Genomic DNA, 14,110 nt, shown 5'->3' on the forward strand with positions numbered 1-14,110 from the left:
CCGATATAAAGGTTATCGGCTTAAAAAAATGTACTCTTACTTAAGTGTAACCTTACCGCCAGCTTCTTCAATCTCTTTTTTTAGAGATTCAGCATCAGCTTTAGCAATTCCTTCTTTAACTGTTTTTGGTGCTGATTCAACAAGTGCTTTTGCATCACCAAGTCCTAGACCAGTTGCATTTCTTACGACCTTAAGGACTTTGATTTTTGCAGCTGCATCAAAGCTTTCGAGAACTACATCAAACTCAGTTTTTTCTTCAGCAGCGCCACCATCTCCATCACCGCCAGTTGCTCCTGGAGCTGCCATTACTACACCTGCAGAAGCTGCAGCAGATACACCAAATGCCTCTTCAATTTGCTTCACAAGCTCAGATGCTTCTAAAAGTGAGAGAGATTTTAATGATTCAAGAATTTCTTCAGTTTTTGCGGACATTTTCTTAAAAGTTAATTAGGTTTTGAATTTAAGATTCTGGTTTTTCAGAATGTTGTTTAAGTGATCTAGCAAGCCCAGAAGGCACTTCATTGATAGAGATAGCAATTTTTGTTGCAACGCCATTTAGAGCGCCAGCAATTTTTGCCATCAATACTTCTTTAGATGGAAGACTTGCAATTTCTTTTATTTCAGAATTGCTAAGAAGTCTGCCTTCAAATAAAGCTCCTTTGGTTTCGGATTTTTTGGTGTCTTTTTGAAAAGATTGGATCGCTTTTACAGCGCCTCCTACATCTTCTTTAATTAAGACAAAAGCATTTGTTCCGGTCAGTAAAGATTCAAGATCATTCCAATTACTATCTCCATCAATAGCTTTACGCATTAATGAATTTTTAGTAACTTTACAAATGCCGTTAGTTGTTTGCAATCTAGATCGCAAATCTGACATCTCTTTGATAGTTAAACCTTTATAGTCAAGAACTACAGCCATTTCCGAGTCGTTTAAGAGAGATTTAATCTCAGTAACGATTTGTTGCTTATTCTCTAGTGTTCGGCCCATTGTTGTTTTTTTGGATCGTAATTTAGGGAGAGCAGGAAATGCGGCAAAGTCCTTTTTAAAGAGGCCGCTTTTATTAGATCCAAAAAGAAATAATTAAGACGAATCCTCGGTAGGAATTAAAAATTTAGAATAACTAAATTAACCTACTTTCTTTGGCCGTATTATTGCACTTTAAATTATACTACAATGAGTTAACCTTCAGGTTGGTAATCTTGTACGGCACTTATATCTACTTGAACGGAAGGTCCCATAGTTGAAGTTACATAAAAACTTTTCCAATACTTTCCTTTAGAGCCACTTGGTTTGTTTTTATCAATTGATTCTTGTAAGGTTTTTAAATTGTCAAATAGCGCCTCTTTTGTAAAACTTGCTTTTCCAAAGCGGACATGAACGATACCTGCTTTATCTGCTCTAAATTCGAGCTTACCAGCTTTGAATTCTTTTATTGCATTAGCAATATCATTAGTTACTGTACCAGCTTTAGGATTAGGCATTAAACCTCTAGGTCCTAAAACTCGTCCTAATTTTGCAACCTTTGGCATCATATCTGGGGTTGCAATAAGTAGATCAAAGTCCATATTTCCTTTGTTGATGCTTTCCACAAGATCTTCTTCTCCAAATAAATCGGCACCAGCAGACTTGGCTTTAGATACATTCTCTCCGCTTGTGATTACTGCGATTTTGATACTTTGGCCAGTACCATGTGGTAAAGCGACTGTGGTCCTTAATTGTTGATCAGTATATTTTGGATCAATACCTAAACGTATATGCGCTTCAATAGTTTCATCAAATTTAGCGTTGGCATTTTCCTTGATAATACTAAGAGCTTCAAGTGGAGGGTAAATGCGATCTTCTATCTTTGTTGATAGAGCCGCCATTCTTTTTGATAGTTTTTTCATAGTAATTTTGGGTGCAAACGGTTATTAACTAACCTCCCCTAAATAGTGAGTAATTTTGTCTTGAACTCAATCAGTAATTGAGACGCCCATATTACGAGCAGTACCCTCTATTACTTTCATAGCTGATTCAACACTAGAACAGTTTAGATCAGGAAGCTTAGTTTTGGCTATTTCTTCTAATTGAGCTTTACTTATATTCCCAACAGAGCCTTTTGAAGATTCACCTGATCCTTTATCTATACCAGCTGCTTTTGTTATTAATACGGCAGCAGGAGGTGTTTTTGTGATAAAAGTAAAGCTTCTATCTTCAAAAACAGAAATCTCAACTGGAATTACAAAACCTGCTTTATCTTGTGTCTTTGCATTGTATTCTTTACAAAATGCCATGATATTGACACCATGTTGTCCTAAAGCTGGCCCTACAGGCGGAGCAGGATTTGCTTTGCCTGCTTGTAGAGCAAGCTTGATAACTGCAACAATTTTTTTTGCCATTAGATTAGAGAATTTAAGCTGAGGTAGAAAATCATCATTTTACTAGATAAACAAGAACTATTTGAATTTAATTTTGTTTATTGATTTGGGAGAATTCTAATTCTACAGGAGTCTCGCGCCCAAATATTGAAAGTAATGCTTTTAATTTATTTCTTTCCCCGGAAACTTCTATAACTTCCCCCTGGAAATCCTTGAATGGGCCACTAGTTACTAAGATTCTATCTTTTTCTTCAATATCTAACTTGATGACAGCTTTTTTCTCTGATGCGCGCTTAAAGATTCTATTAACTTCTTGTCTGGATAATGGTCGAGGTTTGATATGACCTCTAGATCTTCCACTACCTCTACCGTCTTCAGCACCAACAAAGTTAATTACATTAGGAGTACTTTTTACAGCCATCATTGTATCTTCATCCAAAATCATTCTTACTAAGACATAACCTGGGAAAACTTTTTCTTCGGTGGTTTGTCTACTTCCATCTTTTTTTAATTTAATTCCTGGAGTTTGGGGGATTTCAATTTCAATAATTCGATTATTAACTCCTAAAGTTACTGATCTTTGCTCAAGAGTTGCTTTTACTTTTTTTTCACAGCTTGATGCTACTTGAACTGCATACCATCTTGCGATGCTAGTATTTGCTTTTGAAGAAGCAAGGTTTGTAGTCAATTCATTACTCATTTTTTTTTACTGGAAGCTTAATTAAGATCTTTATAAAAATGGATATTTAGGGATAATTCAACCAAAAATTTGTGAGGCTGCCCATCCATAGAATCTGCTGACAGATGCTATGGCTGCTGCAGAAAAGGATACCATAATTATAACCGCTACCGATTCGCTAAAAAGTTGTTGTTTGTTTGGCCACACGACAAGTTTAAGCTCATCGTAAGTAGATCTAAAAAAATTCTTCTTTTTTTTAGACCCTTCAATTTTAGGGGAATCCTTTTTTAGAGGCTCTTTATTAGTAGTAGGACTTGTCACAAATTTTTTTTGAAATTAAGCTTTACGCTTTAATTTTTATTTTAGCTTATCAATTTACTCCTCAGCTAGGTCTGAAAACAATCTCATCCTTTTTAGAGGGGTTAAGTTTAATTGTGATATTTTTTTTGTTTTTAAAGTTATCCTCTAAAAGTTTTGCAGCTAAGGGATTTTCTATTTGTCTTCTAAGTTCCCTACTAAGAGGTCTAGCGCCATATTTAGGTTCGTAAGAATCGTTTGCAATTTTATTGATAACTTTTTTGTCTATAGTGATATTTATTTTCTGTTCAAGAAGCAGATTTTTTAAATCTTCTGTTTGTAGAATAATTATTTTTTGAAGTTCATCAATAGATAATGGATCAAACTTTACTACTTCATCAATTCTATTTAAAAATTCCGGTCTAAAAATTGAAGACAATGTATTACTAATAGAATCATCTAGAATTTGTTGATCTTTTTCTAACTTTCCCTCACTCTTAGAAATCTTTTGTGAATACTCAAGTATAAATTTCCCGGCTAGGTTACTTGTCATAATGATTACTGTATTTTTGAAGTCTACGGTCCTTCCTTGAGAATCAGTTAATCTTCCTTCATCTAAGACTTGTAAAAGGATATTAAAAACTTCTGTATGAGCTTTTTCTATCTCATCAAGAAGTATTACTGAATAGGGTTTGCGTCTGACAGCTTCAGTTAATTGTCCTCCCTCTTCATAACCAACATAACCTGGTGGAGCTCCCAAAAGTCTTGCTACTGCATTTTTCTCCATATATTCACTCATGTCTAATCTTAAAAGTGCCTCTTCTTCATCAAATAAAGATGATGCAAGAGACTTTGCTAATTCTGTTTTACCAACACCTGTAGGACCCATAAATAAAAAAGATCCAATAGGTCTTTTAGGACTTTTCATGCCAACGCGAGCCCTTCTGATTGCAGCAGAAACAGCTTCTATAGCTTTTTCTTGTCCAATAACTTTTTCACTTAATTCTTTCTCAAGATTGACTAATTTCTTACGTTCATTTGAAACGACTTTAGAAATTGGAATACCTGTGATTTTTGAGATAACATCAGCGATATCATCAGGTTCAACTTGATATTTAAAAGGGGAATTTCTATTTTTCTTTATTTTATTAAAATTTTCTTCAACGTTTTGTATTTCATTCTCAATTTCACTTAAATCTTCTTCAAGTTTTTCTAAAAAATTCAGATTATTTTCAATCTTGTGATTTGATTTGTCTTTAATTTGTTTAGTTAGCTTATCTTTTTCTGTCATCAAGATAGCTAATTGTTCCATTTTTTCCCGCAAATTATTCCAATTCTCAAAAAGAACATTCAATTTTGACTGTGCTTGTTGCTTCATATTTAATAGTTTTTCTTGCACTTCGATATTTTCACCTTGCAAATTATTCAGTTTTTCATCGATAGTATAAATTTTGTTTTCTTGTTGGAGAATTATTTGAGGCTTTTTATTAGACTCGATTTTTAACTGTGCAGCTGCTTCATCAATTAAATCTATTGCTTTATCAGGAAGACATTTATCGTTGATGTATCTGTCGGCCAGTTTTGCAGAATAATTAACTGCGTCTTCAGAAATTCTGATGCCATGATGTAATTCATATTTCTTTTTGATACCTTGCAGTATTTTTGCGCTCAATTCTACTGAAGGTTCATTAACAGCTATCTTTTGAAAGCAATTATTCAATGCCTGATCTTTTTCAATAGTTTCACGAAATTTCTCAGGTGTGGTTGTACCAATACATCTAAGTTCTCCTTCAGCTAGTAAAGGTTTTAAGATATTACTAATATCTGTAGTAGATCTGTCAGAACTTAATATTGAGTGAATTTCATCAATAAATAAAATCATTCCTTGGCTTGGATCTTTTAATTCCTGCAGGATTAAGCTTAATCGTTCTTCTAGTTGGCCTCTGAATTTTGTCCCAGAAACTAATGCCCCCAAGTCAAGTGAAATAATTTTAAAGTCTTTTAAAGAATCAGGAACTTTTTTGTCTACAATTAATTGTGCAAGTAATTTCGCAATTGAGGTTTTACCAACTCCTGGATTGCCGATAAGTATGGGGTTATTTTTGTTTCTTCGGCAGAGCACCCTCATTAAATTATTGATCTCATTTTCTCTTCCTATAACAGGATCCAATAAGCCTTTTTTAGCTGATTCTGTTAAATCTTTTCCATAAATTAAAAGAACATTTTCATCTTGTTCAACTTGTTTTTTGGTTTTGATTTGAAGTTCACTTTTAGGTAATGGAACAATAGCTTTTTCTGATTTGTCCTCTTTAACTAAAGTATCTTTGCTTGATTCAAAATTAGATTGATTATTTAATTCAATTACGTTCTTATAATCAACAGAATCTTTTGATTGATTAATATTTGGGAAAAACTTTAATTCTTCCTCTAATTTTTCCATTGAAAGATTGCCTTCTTCAAAAACATAATTACCAATTCTTAAATCTCTTCCAAGAGCAATTAGTAAATGAGGGATTTCTATTAATCTCGATCCCCATTGAATTTTAATTTGATTTGCATTATCTAATAAAATTTCTAAATCTTCTCCGATAGTAAAAATATCTGACTCATTTGTTGGTGTCTCTTCTAAAAAATCTTCTGTTATATCTAAAACTGTATCTTGGTCGATTGATAATTTCTCAATGAAAGCAAAGAATTCTCTTGATGAGAACAATGTATGAATTATGTGTTCAATATTAAATTCGCTATGATCCCATTTTTTTGCGGTTTCTTCACCTAATAGAAGAAGATTCCAACTTATATCGCTAAAAAGTTCAGGACTGGATGTAAGGGTTTCTCTCATAAACTATAAAAACTATAGTTGATTATTAATTAATATTCTAAATAGAATCTGCATTAATAATCATCCAATAATTTTCAAATTGTAAGATGAAATTTAAAAGCATGTTTATCAAAGGGGTTGTGTAGAGTTTGGAATTAATAAAACTCTTAATTCATATCTAAGTTGTTCTGAAATCAAAAAAAATTATATTTGATTAACATATATATTTCAGATATTAGCCAAATAGTTCAGCTATTAATAGGATTTAAATAGTAATAATTAAATTGTGAAAGAAACTATTGATTTTCTTATTGATACTATTGAAGCAAGGCAAGTCCTTGATTCAAGAGGCAATCCGACTGTAGAGGCAGAAGTATTTTTGGAATGTGGGGCAAGTGGTAGAGCAATTGTGCCTAGCGGAGCCAGCACTGGTGCTCATGAGGCGCATGAATTAAGAGATGGCGGTTCAAAATATATGGGGAAAGGTGTTTTAAACGCTGTTAATAAAATTCATGAAACAATATCGCCTGCTTTATGTGGTTTGTCAGCTTTAGATCAAACTACAGTAGATAAATTAATGATTGAAATTGATGGGACTTTTAATAAGTCTAACCTTGGAGCAAATTCTATCCTTGCAGTAAGTCTTGCAACTGCTAGAGCATCAGCAAATGCTTTAGACGTGCCCCTTTATAGGTATCTTGGAGATCCATTATCCAATCTTCTTCCAGTCCCATTGATGAATGTAATAAATGGTGGTGCTCATGCTCCAAATAGTCTTGATTTTCAGGAATTTATGCTTGTCCCACATGGAGTTCAAAATTTTAGTGAATCATTAAGAATGGGTACTGAAATTTTTCACTCATTAAAATCATTACTTGATAAAAAAGGTCTATCTACTGCTGTAGGCGATGAGGGAGGATTTGCACCTAATTTGTCATCCAGCGAAGAAGCAGGGGACTTATTATTAGAAGCAATTCAAAAAGCCGGATTTATTCCTGGTGAGCAAGTATCTTTAGCTTTAGATGCTGCTAGTACTGAATTTTATAGTGATGGTATTTATAAATATGAAGGAAAAAGTTTAAATAGTTCTGAAATGATTTCATATCTTTCAAGATTAGTTTCTAATTATCCAATAGTTTCAATAGAGGACGGTTTAGCAGAGGATGATTGGGAGGGTTGGTCAGAATTAAATAAAGAATTAGGAAATAAAGTTCAGCTCGTAGGTGATGATTTATTCGTTACTAATACAGAAAGGTTAAGGAAAGGGATTATGGAAAAATCTGCTAATTCAATCCTAATAAAGGTAAATCAAATTGGAACATTAACTGAAACTTTGGAAGCTATTGAGTTAGCCAAAACTTCTGGTTTTACAAGTGTGATAAGTCATAGAAGTGGTGAGACTGAAGATACAACAATTGCTGATTTATCTGTCGCCACAAGATCTGGTCAGATCAAGACCGGCTCTTTGAGTAGAAGTGAAAGGATTGCTAAATATAATAGGCTTTTAAAAATTGAGGAGGAGTTGGGAAATCAAGCAAGATTCGCTGGAGCTTTAGGTTTAGGACCCAAAAATATATAGTTTTTCTAGCGCTTAAGTTTTTCTAAACGTGAGCCTTTACTCATAATTAATTGGCATTTTATCCAATCAATACTTATTGGTACTGCAAAAAATAATGGTAACAATGCAAAATTATTTTGTTTATTAGTTACAAGTAAAGCGGATGCAATTGATAAGCTTCCTATAAGAATTGAATGGCCTAAAGTTTTTTGAGCGGTAAACATTTTTTTGAATTGTCTATCAGACTCCCCCATTCTTATTTGCAATTGTAAATCTCCCTGCTCTAATCTTTCTAAACTTTCATCTATTCTTTTGGGAATTCCTACAGCTTTGGATCCTAGTTCACCTACTTGCCTTCCAAATTGGTTAATTAAATCGTTAGGAGTTTGATTATTAGAAGTCATAAGTTCTATTAAATAAGGCTTGGTAACTGATACAAGGTTAAACCCTGGGTCAAGCATTCTACCAACTCCTTCAAAAGTTGATAAAGCTCTCATTACAAAGATTAGATCCACAGGCAGTTGAAATGGTGTTTCATAAACAAGTTCGTATAAATCTCCAGATAATTTTTCAATAATATTTGAACTAAATGGAGGAGTTAAGGCTTCTTTAAGCATTAATCTAACTAATCTTCTTACTGGCCCGATATCAATATCTTTTGAAATTAGACCAGCTTGTTGTAATTGACTTACAAGTGATGAGGCATCTCTTAAAGCTGCAGCCTTAACCATCCCCCCTAATCTTGTTTGAAGGTTATTGGAGATATTCCCCATCATGCCAAAATCATAAAAAATCAATTTACCTGTATTTGAAACTGCTAGATTCCCTGGATGAGGGTCTGCATGAAAAAAACCGTAATTTACTAATTGTTTTAAGTAGCTGATGGCACCTATTTCTGCAATTTTTGGCAAATCAATTTTTTGGGATTCTAATTTTTCTAAATCGCTTATTTTTGTTCCCTCTAGATAACTTAAACAAAGCACTTTTTCGCTACTCATATCCCAAATTACTTCAGGAATTTCAACATTTTCATCATCAAGAAATTGCTGTCTAAATCTTGCTGCATATTGCGCTTCACACTTAAAATCAAGCTCCTTCATAAGAACTTTCCTACACTCTTTAGCAATCTCAATCCAGTTTCTACCTCGACTCCAATTCTTATTTTTCTGCAATAATCCTGCTATTTGCTGCATTATACCTAAATCGATAACAAACAATTCTTTTAAATTGGGTCTTTGAACTTTAAATACTACATTCTTACCATCTTTTAAAGTCGCCCTATGAACCTGAGCTAGTGATGCTGATCCAACAGGATCAGTTATTATAAAATCTATTTCATTAAATTTTGATCCTATTTCTTCTCTGATAGTTTCTTCAACTTGTTCAAATGAAAAATTAGGAACTTGATCCTGTAATTTAGCTAATTCCTGTATCCAGGTATTAGGAATTAAATCAGGTCTCGCTGATAGTAATTGTCCAATTTTAATAAATGCTGAACCAAGCTTAATTAATTGATTAGTAAAACACTTAGCTCGTTTAATTTGGACCCTACTTTTTTTATTGCTCTTAGTTTGGAAAATTGTAAATCTAATATTATCTAGCCACAAATTTATTAATAGCGAAATAAGGGTTATCCAAATAAGAAAGCCTCTCTTCAATTTTTTTAAACGATAATGAAGAATGTGATAACTCATTAAATTTGATTATTTATTGTTTTATTAAATAGATCAATTTGCTTATTGATACCTTCTATTTCATTTAAAGCTTTTTTTATTTTCGAATTTTGATAAGTATTTGTGGTTTTATTTTCTTGAACATTCTCTGCTTTCTCCATTCTTGAGGCTTCTTCGATGATGGAATCCTTTAAACTATCAAATTCTTTTTTGAGGATTTCCGGAGCATCCTGAGCAATATTTGTTGCTTCTTCAATTTTCCCAACCAATATCTCGTTGAATTTTTCGGTTACTTTTTTAATTGCAGCTTTTAGAAGGTAATCAGAGTTGGTCATGAAAAATATAATGTTTCTATTGCAATTAATTTACTCGACATTAACTAATAATAGATCAATAAAGAACATTTCACGTAATTGATCATTTTGATAATTAATTTTTTTTATATATCCTATGTAAGATTGTTTCTATATTATGCTTTTTTCTATTTTTTCTTTTAACTTATATCTATATAAAGGTTAGGTTTTAACATTAAAGATATCTTCTAACCAAAAACTCATCTAATTAACTAATAAAAGGAGTTTTATTAAATTGGAAATCATCGAGTCAGATGTAGTTATTATCGGAGGAGGTCCGGCAGGATGTACTTGCGCACTTTATACATCTCGTTCAAACTTAAAGACGGTAATTTTAGATAAAAATCCATCTGTTGGCGCCTTAGCAATAACTCATCAGATAGCTAATTATCCAGGCGTGCCAGTTGATATAAGTGGAGAGAAATTACTTACTTTAATGAGAGAACAGGCTGTGCAATACGGTACAGACTACAGAAGAGCACAAGTGTTTGGAATAGACGCTAGTGGAGAATGGAAAACGGTTTTTACGCCTGAGGGCACCTTCAAGGCCAAAGCACTTGTTCTTGCAAGTGGAGCTATGGGTAGGCCTGCATCATTTAAGGGTGAAGCTGATTTTCTTGGCAAAGGAGTAAGTTATTGTGCTACATGTGATGGAGCTTTTTATAAAAATAGAGAAGTTGCCGTTGTTGGAGTGAACAAGGAGGCAATTGAAGAGGCAACTGTTCTTACTAAATTTGCTTCTACTGTACATTGGATTACATCAAGTGATCCTAAATCAGATAATGAAGAAGCTATGGAATTGATTGATAATTCAAATATAAAGCATTGGAGTAGAACGAGATTATTGGAAATATTGGGTGATGATATGGGGGTAAATGGGGTTATTGTAAAAAATAAGCAAGAAGAAAATCCTATTAATTTAAATTTAGATGGAGTCTTTGTCTACATGAGTGGTTCAAAGCCAATTACTGATTTTTTAGGGGATCAAATTGCTTTAAAAGATGACGGAGGAGTTATTGTGGATGACTTTATGTCTACAAACTCTGATGGAGTATGGGCTATTGGAGATATAAGAAATACACCATTTAAGCAAGCCGTTGTTGCAGCTTCAGATGGATGTATTGCCGCAATGTCAATTGATAGATATTTGAATAGTAGAAAAAATATAAGAGTTGATTGGATTCATTCTTAAAAAATAAATATTACTTCTTTAATTTAGAGGGGTGTTGCTTCAGAAATATAAGCGACTCCGCCGTAATAGCTTAAATCTTCCCTAATGTTATCTCTCATTTTATCTATTAATTCTTGCTCACAAAAAACAATTACATGAGCATTTGCACCTAAGCCTGTAAATTCCATATCTTCAGTGACCACTCTTTCAGGCCCCCTACCTGTGGCGTGTTTCATAACTGTATATCCAGGAACATTAGCTTTTTCTAATGTTTTAATGATTGCATCTAGTTCTCTTTCACTAAATATTAAGTCTAATCTTTTCATCTTTATAAAGGAGAAAGTGGGATAATGGTATTTACTAAACTCATATATATGGGAATGCCAAGAACTATATTAAATGGGAAAGTTAAACCTAATGTTGTTGAAATATAATAACTAGATTTAGCTTCTGGAACTGTCATCCTCATAGCTGCAGGAACTGCTAAATATGAGGCGCTTGCACATAAAACCACAAATAAAAGTGCGTTGCCAGGTTCTAAAGATAAAAATCTTGCAACCAAAACTCCTATGAATGCATTAAATAGAGGCATGAAAATTGCAAAGCCAATCAAGAAAGAACCTGCATTTTTCAGTCTCGGTAATCTTTGAGCAGCTACTATTCCCATATCTAACAAGAAGAAGCATTCTGCACCATAGAATAATTGTCCAGTAAATGGCTCCATTTTTGTAATCCCTGAGGGATTACTGGAAGCAGTCAGAAATCCCACAATTAAGCTTGAAAGCAATAAATACACTGATCCATTCAAAAATGATTCATGTAATATTGCGCTTAAATGCATTTTTCTTGATTTTGGTCTATTTTTGGGAGCTGCAAATTTTACAAGTAATAATCCAACAATTATTGCCGGAGATTCCATTAAAGCTAAGGCGCCAACCATAAACCCATCAAAAGCTATTTTTTGACTTTCTAAGAAACTTTCTGCGGAAATAAATGTAACAGCACTAATTGAACCGTATGCTGCTGCTATTGCTGCTGAATTAAAGACATCAAACTTAAATCTTAAAATTAAAAATCCAATCAGCGGAATTATTAGCGACATTAGTATTGCAGCACTTAGAGTCGGCAATACTTGATCAGTAAACCCACTTTTCTGAATCTCTATACCTCCTTTAAAACCAATAGCTAAGAGCAGATATAAGGAAAAGAGTTTAGGTAATGGAGCTGGAATTTCCAAATCAGATTTAAACAGTACTGATATTGCTCCAATCAAAAAGAAAAGAACTGGGGGGGCTAATACATTTTGCAGAATTGTATTTATTTCCATAAATTACTAGCCAAGTTCATTTAGAGCGGTTTCTAATGCTTCTTTCCTTGTTTCAATGATGCCTTCAACTCCAAACTTAGCTAATCTATCCTTTACTTTTTGATTGGCCCCAGCAACAAATGCTTTTCTGGAATTATTTTTTGCTTCTTGCATCATATCCTCTATTGCGAGAGTCGCTGTCACTCCAAGTCTTGGTACATCAGTAATATCTAATATCAAAATCTTGTAGTTTCTTACAAGCATCATTCTCTCAGATATACCTTTAGCTGCTCCAAAACTAAGTGGCCCTTTTAGTCTAAATAGCATTACTTCTCCTGAACATCTATCTAGTAGTGCTTTCTCATCAGCAGGTAATGCATTTTTAGCTTGATCATCTTTTGATAAAGGATTATCCTCATCCATGCCTTCTAGTTGAGTTTCGGTGATTGAATCAATAGTGAGCATATTTGCTATGAATACACCGACTAAAACTGCCCAAATTAAATCCCAAAAAACAGTCATTAGAAGTACGCCGTACATTACTACTGAAGTTTTTAAAGATAATTTGTGAGCCCTCCTTAAGAATCCCCAATCAATAATATCTAGACCTACTTTGATAAGAATTCCTGCTAGCAAAGCAGTGGGTATTTGCTCAGCTAAAGGCCCTGCACCAACTAAAACTATCAACAACACAACTGAGTGAACCATACCAGAAATGGGAGTTGAGCCTCCAGATTTAACATTTATAACTGTTCTCATTGTTGCTCCTGCTCCAGGTAAACCTGAAAACAGACCTGCAACAGCATTTCCTATTCCTTGACCAATCAGTTCTCTATCAGAATTATGTTTTGTTTGAGAGATATTGTCTGCTACTAGAGATGTCAGTAAAGAGTCAATTGCGCCAAGTACTGCGAGGACTAATCCTGCCTTGAAAATAATTGGAAAATATTGATTAAAACTTGGAAAATTTAAAGATGGAACTCCTCTTGGAATTTCTCCAATTCTATCAATAGCCCCATCTCCAAAAATCAATATTGATATTGGAGTTACTATTAATAGGGCCAAGAGAGGAGAAGGAACCCATTGACTTATTTTTCTAGGAGTTAGAAATACTATACCTAGTGTCATTATCGCTACTCCAATAGCAGCCCCGTTGGGCTGGAAATTTGAAAAAACAGTAGATAAAGATTCGACTACTCCACCACGAGTGCTAATTCCTAGTAACGGCCCAATCTGAAGTGCAATGATTATTACTCCAATACCAGACATAAATCCTGAAACAACAGAATATGGAACTAAAGTAATGTATTTACCTAGTTTTAGAATCCCAAATAATATTTGCAATAACCCACCAATTACTACCGCTGCCATCACTAAAGGTAAAATTTGTCCTGCAGATAGATCTCTTGGGACTCCTACTGCTGCTAAGCCTGCTACTACACCAGCAACAGTTACACTCATGGGACCGGTAGGCCCACTAACTTGAGCAGGTGTTCCTCCGAATAATGCTGCTAAAAACCCAACTACTACCGCCCCATATAGTCCATAAATTGCTCCCCCAGGTCCTAACGCAGCATTACCAAAGGCGAGAGCGAGAGGTAAAGCCACCACTGCGGCTGTGATCCCTCCAAGAATATCGCCTCTTACATTCTTTAGATGAAATCCATTAATTATTTGCAAAGGTACTCTCCTTAAAATAAATACTTAACTAAAAGATATTATCTCTTTATGATGTAAATTTGTAAGAAATTAAGTTTCTGCAAAATATTTTTTAACTTTTTACTCTCTTCAATTTAGGATAATTAAGTTAATTTTCCTCAACAAAAGGAGTCTCTGATTGATTTATGTGCGAGGCAAGCGACTAATGTATTAGATAAATATTTTTCAACTTAAA

Annotated in this window: 14 protein-coding genes; 2 read left to right on the plus strand and 12 right to left on the minus strand. The window is 33.8% G+C overall.

The features are described 5' to 3' along the window. Positions 1 to 36 precede the first annotated feature (36 nt). From rplL to PMT9312_RS01055, 7 genes are all read right to left on the minus strand, one after another. A complete protein-coding gene (rplL, locus tag PMT9312_RS01025) occupies positions 37 to 432 on the minus strand; it encodes a 50S ribosomal protein L7/L12 (protein WP_011375769.1) in 396 nt (131 codons plus the stop codon). Positions 433 to 460: 28 nt separating this feature from the next. After that, a complete protein-coding gene (rplJ, locus tag PMT9312_RS01030) occupies positions 461 to 988 on the minus strand; it encodes a 50S ribosomal protein L10 (protein WP_011375770.1) in 528 nt (175 codons plus the stop codon). Positions 989 to 1,179: 191 nt separating this feature from the next. Further along, positions 1,180 to 1,887: a 50S ribosomal protein L1 gene (rplA, locus tag PMT9312_RS01035; RefSeq protein ID WP_011375771.1), complete on the minus strand. Its 708-nt coding sequence runs from the start codon at positions 1,885 to 1,887 to the stop codon at positions 1,180 to 1,182. Positions 1,888 to 1,953: 66 nt separating this feature from the next. Beyond that, a complete protein-coding gene (gene rplK, locus PMT9312_RS01040) occupies positions 1,954 to 2,379 on the minus strand; it encodes a 50S ribosomal protein L11 (protein ID WP_011375772.1) in 426 nt (141 codons plus the stop codon). A gap of 67 nt (positions 2,380 to 2,446) precedes the next feature. Beyond that, entirely contained in the window at positions 2,447 to 3,058 is a 612-nt protein-coding gene (gene nusG / locus PMT9312_RS01045; RefSeq protein WP_011375773.1) for a transcription termination/antitermination protein NusG, read from the minus strand. A gap of 57 nt (positions 3,059 to 3,115) precedes the next feature. Beyond that, positions 3,116 to 3,358, minus strand: a complete 243-nt coding sequence (gene secE, locus PMT9312_RS01050) for a preprotein translocase subunit SecE (RefSeq protein ID WP_011375774.1) — start codon at positions 3,356 to 3,358, stop codon at positions 3,116 to 3,118. Between the two features lie 61 nt (positions 3,359 to 3,419). Next, a complete protein-coding gene (locus tag PMT9312_RS01055) occupies positions 3,420 to 6,176 on the minus strand; it encodes an ATP-dependent Clp protease ATP-binding subunit (RefSeq protein ID WP_011375775.1) in 2,757 nt (918 codons plus the stop codon). A gap of 265 nt (positions 6,177 to 6,441) precedes the next feature. Between PMT9312_RS01055 and eno the strand changes: the two genes are divergently transcribed. After that, the gene (gene eno, locus PMT9312_RS01060; protein ID WP_011375776.1) at positions 6,442 to 7,734 is read left to right on the plus strand and encodes a phosphopyruvate hydratase; all 1,293 of its coding nucleotides are present in this window, start codon (positions 6,442 to 6,444) and stop codon (positions 7,732 to 7,734) included. A gap of 5 nt (positions 7,735 to 7,739) precedes the next feature. Here the strand turns inward: eno and PMT9312_RS01065 are convergent, their stop codons facing one another. Together PMT9312_RS01065 and PMT9312_RS01070 are read right to left on the minus strand one after the other, a co-directional pair. Next, on the minus strand, positions 7,740 to 9,407 hold the full coding sequence (locus PMT9312_RS01065) for an ABC1 kinase family protein (RefSeq protein ID WP_011375777.1): 1,668 nt from the start codon (positions 9,405 to 9,407) through the stop codon (positions 7,740 to 7,742). Beyond that, entirely contained in the window at positions 9,407 to 9,721 is a 315-nt protein-coding gene (locus PMT9312_RS01070; RefSeq protein ID WP_011375778.1) for a hypothetical protein, read from the minus strand. The genes PMT9312_RS01065 and PMT9312_RS01070 overlap by 1 nt, the downstream gene beginning before the upstream one ends. Before the next feature lie 253 nt (positions 9,722 to 9,974). On the opposite strand from PMT9312_RS01070, the gene PMT9312_RS01075 reads away from it, so the two are divergent. Then, on the plus strand, positions 9,975 to 10,931 hold the full coding sequence (locus tag PMT9312_RS01075; RefSeq protein WP_011375779.1) for an NAD(P)/FAD-dependent oxidoreductase: 957 nt from the start codon (positions 9,975 to 9,977) through the stop codon (positions 10,929 to 10,931). A 23-nt stretch (positions 10,932 to 10,954) separates the two neighbouring features. On the opposite strand, the gene PMT9312_RS01080 is transcribed toward PMT9312_RS01075, so the two are convergent. The 3 genes from PMT9312_RS01080 to PMT9312_RS01090 are packed head-to-tail and all read right to left on the minus strand — an operon-like array spanning position 10,955 to position 13,896. Further along, positions 10,955 to 11,236 carry a P-II family nitrogen regulator gene (locus tag PMT9312_RS01080; RefSeq protein WP_011375780.1) on the minus strand — a complete coding sequence of 94 codons (282 nt, stop codon included), beginning with the start codon at positions 11,234 to 11,236 and terminating at the stop codon, positions 10,955 to 10,957. 2 nt (positions 11,237 to 11,238) lie between these two features. Further along, positions 11,239 to 12,237: a sodium-dependent bicarbonate transport family permease gene (locus PMT9312_RS01085; RefSeq protein WP_011375781.1), complete on the minus strand. Its 999-nt coding sequence runs from the start codon at positions 12,235 to 12,237 to the stop codon at positions 11,239 to 11,241. A gap of 6 nt (positions 12,238 to 12,243) precedes the next feature. Continuing rightward, on the minus strand, positions 12,244 to 13,896 hold the full coding sequence (locus PMT9312_RS01090; RefSeq protein WP_011375782.1) for a SulP family inorganic anion transporter: 1,653 nt from the start codon (positions 13,894 to 13,896) through the stop codon (positions 12,244 to 12,246). Between the last annotated feature and the right edge of the window lie 214 nt (positions 13,897 to 14,110).

This window comes from Prochlorococcus marinus str. MIT 9312, from assembly GCF_000012645.1.
Classification (GTDB): Bacteria; Cyanobacteriota; Cyanobacteriia; order PCC-6307; family Cyanobiaceae; genus Prochlorococcus_A; species Prochlorococcus_A marinus_L.